This is a genomic window from Erwinia sp. HDF1-3R (assembly GCF_039621855.1).
Lineage (GTDB): Bacteria > Pseudomonadota > Gammaproteobacteria > Enterobacterales > Enterobacteriaceae > Erwinia.
Genome location: NZ_CP155071.1, coordinates 175160 through 190918, shown reverse-complemented (window position 1 = coordinate 190918; position 15759 = coordinate 175160). Strand labels below are relative to the sequence as shown.

Here is a 15759-nt window from a genome sequence, read left to right as displayed (position 1 = left end):
CAGAGTCAGGAACCCGCGCTCCCCTTCGCTTTTTCCAGCATCGCTTTCAGACCGGCTACGCGGCTCTGTCCAGTCTGCATTCGCTGTTGCGGACTGACCACCTTCCGCTCGGTTTCCCAGTTCAGATCATCCTGCGGAAGCTCAAGCAGAAAACGACTGGGTTCAGGACGAATCAGCTCACCGTACTGTCGCCGTTCGCGACAGAGCGTAAAGGTCAGCTCCTTCTGCGCGCGGGTGATACCCACGTAGGCCAGCCGGCGCTCCTCTTCGACGTTGTTCTCGTCAATACTGCTCTGATGCGGCAGCAGCCCTTCTTCCATCCCTACCAGATAGACATAGGGAAATTCCAGCCCCTTAGAGGCATGCAGCGTCATTAGCTGTACCTGGTCGGACTCTTCATCGCTTTCGCCCCGCTCCATCATATCGCGCAGCGTAAAACGGGTAACCACCTGGGTTAACGTCATCGGCTCATCAATATCGCTGCCTTCCAGCATTTCGGACATCCACTGGAACAGCGTGTTGACGTTTTTCATCCGCATTTCAGCGGCTTTCGGGCTGGCGGAGGTTTCAAACAGCCAGCTTTCGTAATCAACACCGCGAATCAAATCGCGCACGGCGTTCACCGGCTCACGTTCCGCCAGCTGAGCGATCTCCCGTAGCCAGCCGGTAAAGCGCTGCAACGATTCCAGTCCCCTTCCCGATAGCGTCTGCTCAAGCCCAATATCAAAGCTGGCGCTAAACAGGCTTTTGTTACGCTGCATCGCCCACTCGCCCAGCTTCTGGAGCGTTGCCGAGCCAATTTCACGTCTCGGCGTGTTAACAATGCGCATAAATGCGCTGTCGTCGTCGGCGTTGGTCAGCACCCGCAGATAGGCCAGCAGATCCTTGATCTCCGGACGGGAGAAAAAGGAGGTACCGCCGGAAATATGGTACGGGATACGGTTCTGCATCAGCATCTTTTCAAAGACGCGGGACTGATGGTTGCCGCGATAGAGAATTGCGTAATCCTTGTACTGGGTTTTATTGACGAAGTGGTGGGCGATCAGCTCGCCGATCACCCGTTCTGCCTCATGATCTTCCTGATTGGCCGTCACCACTTTCAGTTCCGCACCGTAGCCCAGCTCGGAAAAAAGACGCTTTTCAAAGACGTGAGGATTATTGGCAATCAGAATGTTGGCCGCTTTCAGGATCCGTTCAGAGGAGCGATAGTTCTGCTCCAGTTTGATCACCTGTAGCGCCGGGAAATCCTCCTTCAGCAGCACCAGGTTTTGCGGCCTGGCCCCGCGCCAGGAGTAGATTGACTGGTCATCATCGCCCACCACGGTAAAGCGGGCTCGCGCACCCACCAGCAGTTTTACCAGTTCATACTGGCTGGTATTGGTGTCCTGATATTCATCCACCAGCAGATAGCGAATGCGCTGTTGCCAGCGCTCAAGCACCTCGGTATTACGCTGGAACAGCAGCGTGGGCAGCAGGATTAAATCGTCAAAATCCAGCACGTTACAGGACTTAAGATGCCGATCGTACAGGCCGTAGCAGTGCGCAAACAGGCGGTCGCGATCGGTGATCGCGGCGGCCGCAGCGCGTGAGGGATCCATCAGATCGTTTTTCCAGTTACCGATCGTCGAAATCAACTGCTGCAAAAGGTTTTTATCGTTCTCCAGCCACTCTTCCGTCAAATCCTTCAGCAGGGCAAGCTGGTCCTGGTCATCAAACAGTGAGAAGTTCGATTTCATCCCCAGGGCGGCGTATTCACGCTTGATAATTTCCAGGCCCAGCGTATGGAAGGTGGAGATGGTCAGGCCGCGCGCCTCTTTACGTCCGAGCGTCTGCGCCACGCGCTCTTTCATTTCGCGCGAGGCCTTGTTGGTAAAGGTTACCGCAGCAATGTGTCTGGCCTGATAGCCGCATTCGCGGATCAGGTGGGCGATTTTGTTGGTGATAACGCGCGTTTTCCCCGATCCCGCCCCGGCTAATACCAGACAGGGTCCGGTAACGAATTCGACGGCGTGTTGCTGGCCAGGATTAAGACGCATAAGGAAATCGCTCGATGAAATGACAGAGGGAAAGAAATCACAGCGTGGTAGTATAGCCAGCAGCATCCATACGACTCAAGGTACGATCATGGCAAAAACCGCAGCAGCACTGCATATCCTTGTAAAGGAAGAGAAACAAGCGCAGGACATTCTGGCTCAGCTGGAACAGGGCGCCGATTTTGAAAAGCTGGCAAAAAAGCACTCCATCTGTCCATCGGGCAAAAAGGGTGGGCATCTGGGCGAGTTTAAACAGGGCGCAATGGTCCCCGCTTTCGATAAAGTGGTGTTCTCCTGCCCGCTTATCACCCCTTATGGCCCGCTGCATACTCAGTTCGGTTATCACATCATCAAGGTGCTGTACCGTAACTAACCGGTTCCCGATCCTGTCAGCATAAAAAAACCACCGAAAAGGTGGTTTGATCGAAAGGTGGGTCAGCTGACAGAGCGGCATCATCGGGTCATCATTAAAAGCGCGGAGCTCCGCGCTTTTTTTGTTTTCAGCCCGCCGTACGCAACCGCTCAGACCGCTCCATTAACCGGCCACGGCAATGCGCTTCATATCCGTCATGTAGCCGCGCAGCTTGCGTCCTACGGCTTCAATAGGGTGCTGGCGGATGGCTTCGTTCACATCGCGCAGCTGAGCGTTGTCCACGGTGGCGGAAGCCGCCGCAGATTTACCCAAATCGCCCGCCTGGAGGGTGGTCATAAACTCTTTCAGCAGCGGCACCGCAGCATAGGAGAACAGATAGTTGCCGTATTCGGCGGTGTCTGAGATAACCACGTTCATTTCGTACAGGCGCTTACGGGCAATGGTGTTGGCGATCAGCGGCAGTTCGTGCAGTGACTCGTAGTAGGCAGACTCTTCAATGATCCCCGCATCAACCATGGTCTCAAACGCCAGCTCAACGCCCGCTTTCACCATCGCAATCATGACCACGCCTTCATCGAAGTAATCCTGCTCGGCAATCTTACCTTCAAACTGCGGTGCCGTTTCGAACGCGGTTTTACCGGTCTCTTCGCGCCAGCCCAGCAGCTTTTTGTCATCGTTCGCCCAGTCGGCCATCATGCCGGAAGAGAACTCACCGGAGATGATGTCATCCATATGCTTCTGGAACAGCGGGGCCATGATGGTTTTCAGCTGTTCAGAGAGCGCAAACGCGCGCAGCTTAGCGGGATTAGACAGGCGATCCATCATCAGGGTGATCCCGCCCTGCTTCAGCGCTTCAGTTACGGTTTCCCAGCCAAACTGAATCAGTTTCTCGGCGTAAGCCGCATCGGTACCTTCAGCCACCAGCTTGTCAAAGCAGAGCAGAGAGCCGGCCTGCAGCATGCCGCACAGGATAGTCTGCTCACCCATCAGGTCGGACTTCACTTCGGCAACGAAGGAGGATTCCAGCACGCCCGCACGATGGCCACCGGTCGCCGCAGCCCAGGCTTTGGCGATCGCCATGCCTTCGCCTTTCGGATCGTTTTCCGGGTGAACCGCGATCAGCGTTGGAACGCCGAAACCACGCTTGTACTCTTCACGCACTTCCGTGCCCGGACATTTCGGCGCAACCATCACCACGGTGATGTCTTTACGCACCTGCTCGCCGACTTCAACGATGTTGAAACCGTGGGAGTAGCCCAGCGCCGCGCCATCTTTCATCAGCGGCTGAACGGCGCGCACCACGGAGGTGTGCTGTTTGTCTGGCGTCAGGTTAACCACCAGGTCAGCCTGCGGGATCAGCTCTTCGTAAGTACCCACTTTGAAACCGTTTTCGGTCGCTTTGCGCCAGGAGGCACGTTTTTCAGCGATGGCTTCAGCCCGCAGCGCATAGGCGATGTCCAGGCCGGAATCGCGCATGTTAAGACCCTGGTTCAGGCCCTGAGCGCCGCAGCCAACGATAACCACTTTTTTGCCTTTCAGGTAGCTGGCTTCATCCGCAAATTCATCGCGCATCATAAAGCGGCATTTGCCTAATTGCGCCAGCTGATTGCGCAGGTTCAGTGTGTTGAAATAGTTAGCCATGGGTACTCCGTATGAGGTTGTGTTTCGCATTTTATTTATCGGTGTCGCCGCATCCCGGCTCACCCTGTCTGTTCCCCATCATATGACAGGAAATGCATTGCTGAAATTGATATATTAACAATATCATGTTGCATAAAATGCAACGTTAAAACGAGACCTGAAGCCTATGGATCTGCGTGACCTTAAACTGTTTCTCCACCTTGCCGAAAGCCGTCACTTTGGCCGCAGCGCCCGCGCCATGCACGTCAGCCCGTCCACGCTGTCGCGGCAGATCCAGCGGCTGGAAGAAGATCTCGGCCAGCCGCTTTTCCTGCGTGATAACCGCACCGTTACGCTGACCGATGCGGGTGAGGAACTGCGCCAGTTCGCCCAGCAGACGCTGCTGCAATATCAGCAGCTTCGCCATACTCTCGGCCAGCATGGGCCGTCGCTCAGCGGCGAGCTAAGGCTGTTCTGTTCGGTGACGGCAGCCTACAGCCATCTGCCGCCGATCCTCGACCGCTTCCGTGCCGAACATCCGCTTGTTGAAATCAAACTCACCACCGGCGATGCGGCGGATGCCGTGGATAAAGTGCAGGGCACCGAGGCGGACATTGCTATTGCAGGTCGCCCGGCAACCCTGCCTGCCAGCATCGGCTTTATGCCGCTGGGGCTTATCCCGCTGATCCTGATAGCGCCCGCGCTACCCTGTCCGGTACGCAGCCAGGCCACCCAGCCTGACCCGGACTGGTCGCAAATTCCGTTTATCCTGCCCGACCAGGGGCCTGCCCGGCAGCGCATTGACCTGTGGTTCCGCCGCCAGCGCATTCCTAATCCGCTGATTTACGCCACCGTCTCCGGCCACGAAGCCATTGTTTCGATGGTGGCACTGGGCTGCGGCATAGCGCTGCTGCCGGATGTGGTGCTGGAAAACAGCCCGGAGCCGATACGCAATCGCATTCTCGAGCTGGACAACGTCGAGATGGTCGCCCCCTTTGAGCTGGGCATCTGCGTGCAGAAGAAGCGGCTTAACGAACCGCTTATCGACGCGTTCTGGAGCCTGATGTAAGCCTAACCCGCCAGGAAGAAGCGAAACGCAGGGTTACTGGTTTCATCATGGAAATCGTAACCCAGCGCCGCCAGATGCTCCGCAAACTGTGGTTCATTGTCGCTCAGTTCAAAGGCCGCCAGTACGCGACCATAGTCGGTGCCGTGGCTGCGATAGTGGAACAGCGAAATATTCCAGTGTGTCCCCAGCGTTTGCAGGAAGCGCAGAAGCGCGCCAGGCGCTTCAGGAAATTCAAAGCTGAACAGCTTCTCCCGCAGGGGTTTTCCAGGCCGCCCACCCACCATATAGCGGACGTGCAGCTTGGCCATCTCATCATCGGAGAGATCGACCACCTTGTAACCACCCGCCTCAAGCTGATGCAGGATTTCGCTGCGCTCTTCCACACCACGGGACAGCCGTACGCCGACAAAAATGCAGGCGCTATCCGGGCTGGCATAGCGATAGTTGAACTCCGTGACCGCGCGGCCACCGAGGATCTGGCAAAATCGCAGGAAGCTCCCTTGCTGCTCAGGGATGGTGACCGCCAGCAGCGCTTCGCGTTGCTCACCCAGCTCGCAGCGTTCTGATACATAACGTAAAGCATGGAAGTTAACGTTAGCCCCGGACAGCACGTGGGCCAGCCGCTCACCTTTGATCTGGTGCTGCTGGATATATTTCTTCATTCCCGCCAGCGCCAGCGCCCCTGAGGGTTCCGCTATGGCCCGCGTATCCTCAAACAGATCCTTCACCGCCGCGCAGATCGCATCACTGTCAACGGTGACGATGTCGTCCAGGTACTGCTGACAGAGCCGGAAGGTTTCGCTGCCGATACGCCTGACCGCTACGCCCTCGGCAAACAGCCCGACGCGGGACAGATCGACCGGTTCACCGGCCTCAAGCGCCGCTTTCAGGCAGGCAGAATCCTCCGCCTCGACGCCGATCACTTTGATCTGCGGCATCAGCTGTTTGATCAGTACCGCCACGCCCGCTGCCAGGCCGCCGCCGCCCACCGGCACAAATACGCGATCGATATGCGCATCCTGCTGGAGCAGCTCCATTGCCAGCGTGCCCTGACCGGCTATGACCATGGGGTGATCGAACGGCGGGATAAAGGTGTAGCCGCTCTGTTCCGCCATTTCGAGGGCTTTCCCCCTCGCCTCGTCGAAGTTGGCCCCAAACAGATAAGCCTCACCGCCAAATGCCCTTACCGCCTCAACTTTGATATCGGCGGTAGTCACCGGCATTACGATCAGCGATTTTATCCCCAGACGCGTTGCCGACAGCGCCACGCCCTGGGCATGGTTGCCCGCCGACGCGGTGACGACACCCGCTGCCCGCTGCTGCGCATTCAGAGAGGCGATCATGGCATATGCGCCGCGCAGCTTGAAGCTGTGTACCGGCTGCCTGTCTTCACGCTTTACCAGAATCGTATTGCCGAGCCGGGAAGAGATCTTCTCCATTTTCTGCAACGGGGTGACCTGCGCCACCTCATAAACGGGAGAACGCAGAACCGCACGCAGATACTCAGCTCCACTGGGCTGAGCGGATAGCGGATGAGATTCAGCCATCGTTTTTAGCCTCCCAGCTTGCTCTTATCACGGACAGCGCCTTTATCCGCGCTGGTTGCCAGTAAGGCGTAGGCGCGCAGGGCGAAGGAGACTTCACGCTCACGACCATGTGGCGTGTAGGCCTCGCTACCGCGGGCTTCTTCTTCTTCACGACGGGCATGCAGCACGTTATCAGGCACATCAACCCTGATGCCGCGATTAGGAATATTGATGTCAATCATATCGCCGTCTCTGACCAGCGCAATGGTTCCGCCGCTGGCCGCTTCTGGTGAAGCATGGCCAATTGACAGGCCGGAGGTCCCGCCCGAGAAGCGTCCATCGGTGATCAGCGCACAGCTTTTACCCAGGCCCATCGATTTCAGATAGGTGGTCGGGTAAAGCATTTCCTGCATGCCCGGTCCGCCTTTAGGCCCTTCGTAACGGATTACAACCACATCACCGGCAACCACTTTGCCACCCAGGATCGCCGCAACGGCATCATCCTGGCTTTCGTAAACTTTGGCCGGACCACGGAAGGTGTGGCTCTCTTTTTCCACGCCCGCAGTTTTAACGATGCAGCCATCTTCAGCGAGGTTACCGTACAGCACGGCCAGACCACCGTCCTGGCTAAAGGCGAATTCACGTGTGCGAATACAGCCTTCTTTACGATCGTCATCCAGCGTTTCCCAACGGCAATCCTGAGAGAACGCCTGAGTGGTGCGGATACCGGCCGGGCCGGCACGGAACATTTTCTTCACGTCTTCATCTTTGGTCAGCATGATGTCGTACTGGTCCAGCGTTTCCTGCAGAGTCAGACCCAGCACGTTACGAACGCTTTGATCCATCAGGCCGGCTCGGCTTAATTCGCCGAGGATACCGAATACGCCACCTGCGCGGTGCACGTCTTCCATATGGTATTTCGGGGTGCTCGGCGCCACTTTACACAGGTGCGGCACTTTGCGTGACAGACGGTCGATGTCAGACATATTGAAGTCGATATCACCTTCCAGCGCAGCGGCCAGCAGGTGCAGAACGGTGTTAGTGGAACCGCCCATGGCGATATCCAGCGTCATGGCGTTCTCGAAAGCCGCTTTATTGGCGATGTTACGCGGCAGCGCGCTTTCATCATCCTGCTGATACCAGCGTTTGGTCAGTTCAACAATGCGCTTGCCGGCATTCAGGAACAGATCTTTACGGTCGGCATGAGTTGCCAGAAGCGAACCGTTACCCGGCTGGGAAAGGCCCAGCGCTTCGGTCAGGCAGTTCATTGAGTTGGCGGTAAACATACCGGAACAGGAACCACAGGTCGGGCACGCGGAGCGTTCGATCTGCTCGCTGTCGGCATCGCTAACGTTCGGGTTAGCGCCCTGGATCATCGCATCGACCAGATCCAGCTTGATGATTTTGTCAGAGAGCTTAGTTTTACCGGCTTCCATCGGGCCGCCAGAAACGAAGATCACTGGAATATTCAGACGCAGGGAAGCCATCAGCATTCCCGGGGTGATTTTGTCGCAGTTGGAGATACAGACCATCGCATCGGCACAGTGCGCATTCACCATGTACTCGACCGAGTCTGCAATCAATTCACGCGACGGCAGGGAGTAAAGCATGCCGCCATGCCCCATCGCGATCCCATCATCCACCGCAATAGTGTTGAACTCTTTTGCCACGCCGCCGGACGCTTCAATCTGCTCAGCGACCAATTTACCCATGTCGCGCAGGTGAACGTGGCCCGGTACGAACTGGGTAAAGGAGTTAACTACCGCAATGATTGGCTTACCGAAATCATCGTCGGTCATTCCAGTAGCGCGCCAGAGGGCACGGGCACCGGCCATATTGCGGCCATGTGTGGTGGTAGCGGAACGTAACTTAGGCATGCTCATACTCCAGGATCAGATAGTGCGCGGGCGTCATCTGCCGCCCGCTCAGGTATTTTTTTATTATGGGTTAACCGAATCCAGCCAGCCCCATTTGTCTTCTGTTTCGCCAGTGAACAGGCCGAAGAAGGCAGACTGAATGCGGGCAGTAACCGGACCGCGCTTGCCTTCACCGACCTGGATACCATCCACGCTACGTACCGGGGTAATTTCAGCAGCCGTACCGGACATAAATACCTCATCGGCCAGGTAGAGGGATTCGCGTGACAGCACCTGCTCGCGCACTTCGATGCCCATATCTTTTGCCAGCTTGATAATGGCGTCGCGGGTGATGCCCGGCAGCGCTGAAGAGGTGAACGGAGGCGTAAACAGAATGCCATCTTTCACTTCAAACAGGTTTTCGCCCGCACCTTCAGAGATATAACCCTGTGTATCCAGCGCAATGCCTTCCTGATAACCGTGACGACGCGCTTCACTGCCGACCAGCAGTGAAGAGAGGTAGTTACCGCCCGCTTTTGCCGCCGTTGGCAGGGTGTTAGGTGCCACGCGGTTCCACGAAGAGACCATCGCATCAATACCCTGTTCCAGCGCTTCAGCACCCAGGTAAGCGCCCCACGGGAAGGCGGCAATGATCACGTCAGTTTCGTAGCCATCCGGCGGGTTCACGCCCAGACCCACGTCACCGACGAACACCAGCGGACGGATATAGGCGCTTTTCAGTTTGTTGACGCGTAGCACCTCGCGACAGGCTTCCATCAGCTCATCCACGCTCTGGCTGACCGGGAAACGATAGATTTTTGCCGAATCGTGCAGGCGCTGCATATGTTCCCGGTGGCGGAAGACGACCGGGCCTTTGTGCGAGTCGTAGCAGCGAACACCTTCAAACACCGACGTACCGTAATGCAGCGCGTGGGACATAACGCTGACTTTCGCCTCTTCCCACTTAACCATCTCGCCATTGAACCAGATAAAGTCAGCTTTCTTCGTCATTCTTATTTCCTTTGCGCTCAGGCGCTGATTTGTTGTGTTGTCTGTTGTTGGATCTGGACGCTCGCGACATCCATCAATTTAGTTAACTGGGTTGACAGTAAATCGACCGGGCGGAGGCTGGCAACGGTCATTTCAATATTAATATTGTCGCTGCCCGCTCCTGCCGCCATATGCATGGTGCAGATTTGAAAGCCACGGTGGCGGATCACGCGGAGAATGCGTTCCAGTATTTCGGGTCGGAAACGCGCTTCGATAGACAATTGATGCTGCATCATGAGGTTTTCTCCATCATATGTTCGTTGCTGGCGCCCGGCGGCACCAGGGGCCAGACGTTTTCATGTTCGTCTATGGCGACATGGAGCAGGTAAGGCCCTTCACTCTGTAGCAAAGCGTCTAATGCCGCATCGACCTCATCTTTACGGGTAATCCGCTGGCCGGGAATATCGAAGGCGCTAGCCAGGGTCAGAAAATCGGGATTGTCAGATAAATTCGTTTCGCTGTAGCGCTCGGAGAAGAACAGCTCCTGCCACTGGCGGACCATCCCTAAGCGTTGGTTATCCAACAGGACGATCTTCACCGGCAGTTTTTTTCGCTTAATCGTACCCAGCTCCTGCACGTTCATCATGAACGAGCCGTCGCCAGAGACGCAGATAACCGTATCGTCGGGACGCGCAACCTGTGCGCCAACGGCTGCGGGCAGGCCAAAGCCCATGGTTCCCAACCCGCTGGAGGTGATGAAGTTTTCGGGGCGGGTGTGGTTTATATGCTGGGCGGCCCACATCTGATGCTGGCCGACGTCGGTGGTCACCACCGCGCTACGGGGTTTACGGTCGGAGAGCTGCCTGAGGAACAGCGGAGCGAAAATGGCATCCCCCGGATGATCGTAGCGCCAGCCATGTTCCGCCTTCAGGGCCTGCACATGTTCACGCCAGGCGTCGATTTCAACCGGGTGGTAGAGATCCGGCAACAGCTTATTGAGATCACCGCGCAGGGCGATATGCGCCCGACGCAGCTTGTTCAGTTCGGCAGGATCGACATCCATATGGATTACGCGAGCATGGGGGGCGAACGCGTTAAGTTTACCCGTTACGCGGTCATCAAAGCGTGCGCCAACGGCGATCAGCAGATCGCACTGCTGCACCGCCAGGTTGGCCGCTTTCGTTCCGTGCATCCCTAACATGCCCAGATAGCAGGGGTCGTCACTGTCCGGCGACCCCAGGCCCTTAAGCGTAGCGACAACAGGAATGCCGCTCTCTTTGGCAAAGGTGCGCAGGGCATCTACGGCACCCGCCATTCCCACACCACCGCCGACGTACAGTACCGGCTTTTCCGCCTGAGCCAGCAGAGTGCGCGCCTGCTGTAATGCCTGATGAGGATGTTCGGCCTCGGCTTCAACCGGAACAAGATGGGCGGTAAGGTCGCCGCTGGCCAGCTGGATATCTTTAGGGATGTCGATCAGCACAGGGCCGGGGCGGCCGGAGGCGGCGATAGCAAATGCCTCAGCCATGATTTCCGGCAGCTCATTAAGTGACTGAACCAGAAAGCTGTGCTTCGTGCAGGAGAGGGACATGCCCAGCACGTCGATTTCCTGAAAGGCATCGGTTCCGATCACGGCGGTTGAAACCTGACCCGTGATGGCAACCAGTGGGACTGAGTCCAGCATCGCATCCGCCAGGCCGGTAATCAGGTTAGTGGCACCGGGACCCGACGTTGCGATACAGACGCCCACTTTACCGGTCGCCCTGGCATAGCCAATGGCAGCCATCGCAGCGCCCTGTTCATGGCGGCAAAGTAGGTGTTCGACGCCACCGTCATAGAGCGCGTCATAGACCGGCATAATCGCACCACCGGGATAGCCGAAAACTGTTTCGACACCCTGCGTACGCAACGCTTGAACCACCCACTGAGCACCATTCATAGTTATTTCCCCGCCTCTTGTGGGGAACAACAGCATTTTATTCTACTGTTCATCTTCTGTTCCTCTGTCGTTGATGAGTTGCAAAAAAAAACCCCCGGACCTTTCGGTGCGGGGGTTCTTTCGAAATCAGGCTTGATTTTTAAGCCTTTCTTCCTCCGAGCGTAGCCCCGCACGGCGTGATAATAATCACGACGACGTTAATGACGACTAGGCTTAGGACGCGTAGGAGGGCTTTCATTTGTATTCTGTATATTCGCTTGTTCGAAGTAATGCCTACAGAGTTATCACAGTTTCTGCGGGCCTTTCAACTTTTTTTACGTTTTAATTTTTGCCACTCATGAGAGATTTCCAGAAAAAACCCTATTTTTCAGGAAATAAGCAGACAGTGAGAATTATTCATTACCCACACGCCGTAATGAGTTGTGCGGCGTTTGGGTGGGTTGATTAACGGGATCCATTTTGAAGATCGTCATGTAATGATGCGAAAAAAAATATAAATTTTTCGGCGTCGCTCGGTGAAACAGATCTTTGCGCTCGTTTTACGTACAGCATGGATGCAGGGTATGACGTCATAAGGAGATGATATGTCGCTATCCATAGCCTGTACCCGTGCCGCAATCGGCGTTGATGCCCCTCTGGTATCCGTAGAAGTTCATCTGAGTAACGGTTTGCCCGCGCTGGTGCTGGTCGGCCTGCCCGAAACCACGGTCAAAGAAGCGCGCGAGCGTGTGCGAAGTGCAATCCTTAACTGTGGCTTCACCTTCCCTGCCCGGCGTATCACCGTTAACCTGGCACCGGCTGACCTGCCTAAAGAGGGAGGACGTTACGATCTCCCCATTGCTATTGCCATTCTGGGCGCCTCTGAACAGATTCCAGCGGACAAACTGAGCCAATATGAGTTCCTGGGTGAACTGGCGCTTACAGGCGCTCTGCGAGGCGTACAGGGCGCAATCCCCGCCGCTCTGGCGGCTTCCGCCGCCCAGCGCCAGCTTATTCTCTCTACTGATAACCTGAGCGAGGTGGGATTAATCAAAAACGGCAATAGCTTAACCGCCGGGCACCTGCTTGAGGTATGTGCCTTCCTCCATGGGCAGTCACCACTTGGGAAAGCACAATATACCCAACAGGATGCTCTGCCTCAGAGCGAAGATTTGCAGGACATTATTGGTCAGCAGCAGGCTAAAAGGGCACTTGAAATCACCGCTGCGGGTGGACATAACCTGCTGCTGATAGGGCCACCCGGCACGGGAAAGACCATGCTTGCAACCAGACTCAACGGGTTAATGCCTCCGCTGAGCGACGCAGAAGCACTTGAAAGCGCTGCGATCACCAGCCTTTCCAGCATCGGCGCAATGCGGCGACAGTGGCGCCAGCGCCCTTTCCGCTCCCCTCATCATACTTCATCACGCTATGCCCTGGTGGGGGGCGGCTCAATCCCCAAGCCCGGAGAGATTTCACTGGCCCATCACGGCGTACTTTTTCTGGATGAGCTTCCCGAGTTTGACCGAAAGACGCTTGAAGCATTGAGAGAACCCCTCGAATCGGGCGAGATCTGTATTTCGCGTGCCCGCGCCCGGGTGACTTACCCCGCCCGCTTTCAACTGGTCGCCGCAATGAACCCCAGCCCCGGCGGTCATTATCACGGCCCTCATAATCTCTGCACCCCGCAGCAAACGTTACGCTATCTGAATCGTCTGTCCGGCCCTTTCCTCGATCGCTTTGATCTTTCACTGGAGGTTCCACTGCTTCCCTCAGGCACCCTGAGTAATCCGCATATCGCGCGCGAAGGAAGCGAAGTCGTTCGTCTAAGGGTGCTGGCGGCGCGGGAAAAGCAGATGATGAGGGGAGGAAAAATCAATGCACATCTTAATCCCACTGAGATTCATCAATCCTGTCAGCTGGAACGGCAGGATGCATTGTGGCTGGAGGAGGTACTTAATCAGCTGGGACTGTCCGTGCGGGCGTGGCAGCGCATCTTAAAAGTGGCCAGAACCATTGCCGATCTCGCGGGAGATGAACAGCTTCAGCGCGAACATCTGCAGGAAGCGGTAAGTTATCGGGGCATTGACCGGTTGCTTATACACCTGCATAAAAGTCTGGAGTAGCACCATCTACTCTCTTAATGCTAACCTGAAGTTGAACCCTCTGCTGCGCCCGGCCAGATCAGCAGGACGCTCTCGGACTTTAGCGCAGTGGGTTAAGTGATACAGACCTAAGCTCAGGCGAAAAAAAAGGGCCTTTTCAGGCCCTTTCTCTTAATCGTCGCTGTCCGTATAATCCTCAGCCCCTTCCGCTTGAGGCTTACCGCCTGAAAGGGTATGAAAACGTTTAGGACGCTTGATACGCGACATGTATTTCGACCAGACGCGCTCTGCTTCGGTTTGTGGCTCGCGAATACCGCGACATACTTCAATGAACAGACGCTCTTCTTCCGTCACAGGTTCACGCTTTACCAGATCCAGCTCGTTAAAAGCGTAACCATAACGCTCAAGCAGCTGGGCCTCTTTGATTGTGAAATCACCGTGACGGGAAAAACCGCGTGGATAATGTTTGTTATCAAAAAAACGATTTGTTGTTGCGAAGCTTTCCGCCATTTTACACGCTCCTAACTCTTTTATGGCCGTGCTATTTATGGCGCGGAGTATTAGATACGCTTGACAGAGTGTAAAACAAAACATTTAAATCATAACGACAAATGTTTTTTAGGAGATGGCCGTGGATACGGAATTATTAAAGACCTTTCTTGAAGTGAGCAGAACCCGCCACTTTGGACGTGCCGCTGAAGCGCTCTATCTCACTCAATCTGCCGTTAGCTTTCGCATCAGGCAGCTTGAAACCCAGCTGGGCGTGGATCTCTTCACCCGTCACCGTAATAATATCCGGCTGACATCGGCAGGCGAGCGCCTTCTTCCCTACGCCGAAAGTCTGATGAGCACCTGGATGATGGCAAAGAAAGAGGTGTCGCATACGCCGCAGCATCATGAACTGTCGATTGGAGCCAGCGCCTCGCTGTGGGAAGTCTATCTTACGCCCTGGCTACAGACGCTTTATGAAAGCCGTGAGAGCCTTCACCTTGAGGCACGTGTGGCGCAGCGCCATTTATTGGTTAAGCAGCTTCATGAACGCCAGCTAGACCTGTTGATAACCACTGAAGCGCCCAAAATGGACGAGCTAACCAGTCAGCAAATTGGTCATATCTCGCTCACGCTGTTTTGTTCACAACAATCTGGCAAGCGGGAGAAATATGATTATATCAAGCTGGAATGGGGGGCAGATTTTCACCAGCATCAAAGCTATATGGCCGGTGCGGATGATGTTCCGGTTTTAACGACTACTTCAGCCCACCTGACGCGCCAGCTCCTGCACACCACTGGAGCCTGTGCCTTCTTACCCGATTTCTGGCAAAACGAATACGCCGATCTCACAGTCATTCCAGATACGCCCGTCGTAGTCAGGCCACTGTATGCCGTTTGGTTACAAAATAGCGACCAGCAATCACACATCCATCAGCTGTTGGCCTGCCCGGTAAACACGGAATGATGCGTGAATAACAGAGTTAATTATTGATGGCCAGTAATACTGGTCATTGTTACGGAAATCAGAAAGTCAATCGCAGGTAGCAGGTAGCAGGTAGCAGGTAGCAGGTAGCAGGTAGCAGGTAGCAGGTAGCAGGTAGCAGGTAGCAGGTAGCAGGTAGCAGGTAGAAGGATACAACATATATAGAGGGAATGAAGGTAGAAAGTAAGGAACTGAAGAGTGAAGAGTGAAGAGTGAAGAGTGAAGAGTGAAGAGTATGATCGAATAAATGTGTTGGAAGTGCTTTATTTAACGTAAAAAAAATCCTTCGCAAATGCAAAGGATTATTTTCTGGCAGGGGCGGAGGGACTCGAACCCCCAACACCCGGTTTTGGAGACCGGTGCTCTACCAATTGAACTACGCCCCTAAATAGGGTGGCGGAACGGACGGGGCTCGAACCCGCGACCCCCTGCGTGACAGGCAGGTATTCTAACCAACTGAACTACCGCTCCACCGATTCTGTACTGAATTCAGAATATTGCTTCTGATATCAGGTATTTCGCCCAATCCACGTCACTGGAGTGGTCATGACCAGCGTACTGGTCTAAATTGATGCCTGGCAGTTCCCTACTCTCGCATGGGGAGACCCCACACTACCATCGGCGCTACGGCGTTTCACTTCTGAGTTCGGCATGGGGTCAGGTGGGACCACCGCGCTAAAGCCGCCAGGCAAATCTTGGTGCACGGAACGAATATTTTGCGCTGCTGCTGCGCTGGCTTCACCTGCAAACTCAGTCACATACTTCAGTATGCTCCTTCCTTCGCTGCGTTTGCCG

At 55.5% G+C, this 15759-nt stretch carries 13 protein-coding genes, 2 tRNA genes and 1 rRNA gene; 4 read left to right on the top strand and 12 right to left on the bottom strand.

Going from position 1 to position 15759, the window contains the following annotated elements; genetic code table 11:
• Positions 1 to 5: 5 nt before the first annotated feature.
• The gene (gene rep, locus AAGR22_RS00890; RefSeq protein WP_067709689.1) at positions 6 to 2036 is read right to left on the bottom strand and encodes a DNA helicase Rep; all 2031 of its coding nucleotides are present in this window, start codon (positions 2034 to 2036) and stop codon (positions 6 to 8) included.
• An 88-nt stretch (positions 2037 to 2124) separates the two neighbouring features.
• On the opposite strand from rep, the gene ppiC reads away from it, so the two are divergent.
• Positions 2125 to 2406, top strand: a complete 282-nt coding sequence (gene ppiC, locus AAGR22_RS00885; RefSeq protein WP_034938966.1) for a peptidylprolyl isomerase PpiC — start codon at positions 2125 to 2127, stop codon at positions 2404 to 2406.
• 162 nt (positions 2407 to 2568) lie between these two features.
• Here the strand turns inward: ppiC and ilvC are convergent, their stop codons facing one another.
• Positions 2569 to 4047: a ketol-acid reductoisomerase gene (gene ilvC, locus AAGR22_RS00880; RefSeq protein ID WP_345829765.1), complete on the bottom strand. Its 1479-nt coding sequence runs from the start codon at positions 4045 to 4047 to the stop codon at positions 2569 to 2571.
• A gap of 166 nt (positions 4048 to 4213) precedes the next feature.
• On the opposite strand from ilvC, the gene ilvY reads away from it, so the two are divergent.
• Positions 4214 to 5095 carry an HTH-type transcriptional activator IlvY gene (gene ilvY / locus AAGR22_RS00875; RefSeq protein ID WP_345829764.1) on the top strand — a complete coding sequence of 294 codons (882 nt, stop codon included), beginning with the start codon at positions 4214 to 4216 and terminating at the stop codon, positions 5093 to 5095.
• Between the two features lie 2 nt (positions 5096 to 5097).
• On the opposite strand, the gene ilvA is transcribed toward ilvY, so the two are convergent.
• The 6 genes from ilvA to ilvL all read right to left on the bottom strand — a co-directional run bounded on the left by ilvA (position 5098) and on the right by ilvL (position 11644).
• Entirely contained in the window at positions 5098 to 6642 is a 1545-nt protein-coding gene (ilvA, locus tag AAGR22_RS00870; protein WP_067709683.1) for a threonine ammonia-lyase, biosynthetic, read from the bottom strand.
• A gap of 5 nt (positions 6643 to 6647) precedes the next feature.
• Entirely contained in the window at positions 6648 to 8498 is a 1851-nt protein-coding gene (gene ilvD, locus AAGR22_RS00865) for a dihydroxy-acid dehydratase (RefSeq protein ID WP_067709681.1), read from the bottom strand.
• Positions 8499 to 8561: 63 nt separating this feature from the next.
• A complete protein-coding gene (locus tag AAGR22_RS00860) occupies positions 8562 to 9488 on the bottom strand; it encodes a branched-chain amino acid transaminase (RefSeq protein WP_067709679.1) in 927 nt (308 codons plus the stop codon).
• 17 nt (positions 9489 to 9505) lie between these two features.
• Entirely contained in the window at positions 9506 to 9763 is a 258-nt protein-coding gene (gene ilvM, locus AAGR22_RS00855; protein ID WP_345829761.1) for an acetolactate synthase 2 small subunit, read from the bottom strand.
• A complete protein-coding gene (gene ilvG, locus AAGR22_RS00850) occupies positions 9760 to 11406 on the bottom strand; it encodes an acetolactate synthase 2 catalytic subunit (protein ID WP_345829759.1) in 1647 nt (548 codons plus the stop codon). The genes ilvM and ilvG overlap by 4 nt, the downstream gene beginning before the upstream one ends.
• Before the next feature lie 139 nt (positions 11407 to 11545).
• Complete coding sequence (gene ilvL, locus AAGR22_RS00845) at positions 11546 to 11644, bottom strand: ilv operon leader peptide (protein WP_124234468.1); 99 nt, start codon at positions 11642 to 11644, stop codon at positions 11546 to 11548.
• 346 nt (positions 11645 to 11990) lie between these two features.
• Between ilvL and AAGR22_RS00840 the strand changes: the two genes are divergently transcribed.
• Positions 11991 to 13511 carry a YifB family Mg chelatase-like AAA ATPase gene (locus tag AAGR22_RS00840; RefSeq protein ID WP_345829756.1) on the top strand — a complete coding sequence of 507 codons (1521 nt, stop codon included), beginning with the start codon at positions 11991 to 11993 and terminating at the stop codon, positions 13509 to 13511.
• Positions 13512 to 13661: 150 nt separating this feature from the next.
• Here AAGR22_RS00840 and AAGR22_RS00835 read toward each other — a convergent pair whose 3' ends face one another.
• Positions 13662 to 14000 carry a DUF413 domain-containing protein gene (locus AAGR22_RS00835; protein ID WP_067709670.1) on the bottom strand — a complete coding sequence of 113 codons (339 nt, stop codon included), beginning with the start codon at positions 13998 to 14000 and terminating at the stop codon, positions 13662 to 13664.
• 121 nt (positions 14001 to 14121) lie between these two features.
• Between AAGR22_RS00835 and hdfR the strand changes: the two genes are divergently transcribed.
• The gene (hdfR, locus tag AAGR22_RS00830; RefSeq protein ID WP_067709827.1) at positions 14122 to 14946 is read left to right on the top strand and encodes an HTH-type transcriptional regulator HdfR; all 825 of its coding nucleotides are present in this window, start codon (positions 14122 to 14124) and stop codon (positions 14944 to 14946) included.
• Positions 14947 to 15274: 328 nt separating this feature from the next.
• Here hdfR and AAGR22_RS00825 read toward each other — a convergent pair.
• The 3 genes from AAGR22_RS00825 to rrf form a co-directional block, all read right to left on the bottom strand.
• Positions 15275 to 15350, bottom strand: a tRNA-Trp gene (locus AAGR22_RS00825).
• A gap of 8 nt (positions 15351 to 15358) precedes the next feature.
• A tRNA-Asp gene (locus tag AAGR22_RS00820) sits at positions 15359 to 15435 on the bottom strand.
• A gap of 102 nt (positions 15436 to 15537) precedes the next feature.
• Positions 15538 to 15653: ribosomal RNA gene (gene rrf, locus AAGR22_RS00815) — 5S ribosomal RNA — on the bottom strand.
• Positions 15654 to 15759: the final 106 nt, after the last annotated feature.

Bases quoted from the DNA above. Each gene is read 5' to 3' on its own strand.
- ilvM (WP_345829761.1), bottom strand. From the start codon at position 9,763: ATGATGCAGCATCAATTGTCTATCGAAGCGCGTTTCCGACCCGAAATA.
- AAGR22_RS00860 (WP_067709679.1), bottom strand. From the start codon at position 9,488: ATGACGAAGAAAGCTGACTTTATCTGGTTCAATGGCGAGATGGTTAAG.
- ilvC (WP_345829765.1), bottom strand. From the start codon at position 4,047: ATGGCTAACTATTTCAACACACTGAACCTGCGCAATCAGCTGGCGCAA.
- ppiC (WP_034938966.1), top strand. From the start codon at position 2,125: ATGGCAAAAACCGCAGCAGCACTGCATATCCTTGTAAAGGAAGAGAAA.
- AAGR22_RS00835 (WP_067709670.1), bottom strand. From the start codon at position 14,000: ATGGCGGAAAGCTTCGCAACAACAAATCGTTTTTTTGATAACAAACAT.
- rep (WP_067709689.1), bottom strand. From the start codon at position 2,036: ATGCGTCTTAATCCTGGCCAGCAACACGCCGTCGAATTCGTTACCGGA.
- ilvG (WP_345829759.1), bottom strand. From the start codon at position 11,406: ATGAATGGTGCTCAGTGGGTGGTTCAAGCGTTGCGTACGCAGGGTGTC.
- ilvD (WP_067709681.1), bottom strand. From the start codon at position 8,498: ATGCCTAAGTTACGTTCCGCTACCACCACACATGGCCGCAATATGGCC.
- ilvA (WP_067709683.1), bottom strand. From the start codon at position 6,642: ATGGCTGAATCTCATCCGCTATCCGCTCAGCCCAGTGGAGCTGAGTAT.
- AAGR22_RS00840 (WP_345829756.1), top strand. From the start codon at position 11,991: ATGTCGCTATCCATAGCCTGTACCCGTGCCGCAATCGGCGTTGATGCC.
- ilvL (WP_124234468.1), bottom strand. From the start codon at position 11,644: ATGAAAGCCCTCCTACGCGTCCTAAGCCTAGTCGTCATTAACGTCGTC.
- ilvY (WP_345829764.1), top strand. From the start codon at position 4,214: ATGGATCTGCGTGACCTTAAACTGTTTCTCCACCTTGCCGAAAGCCGT.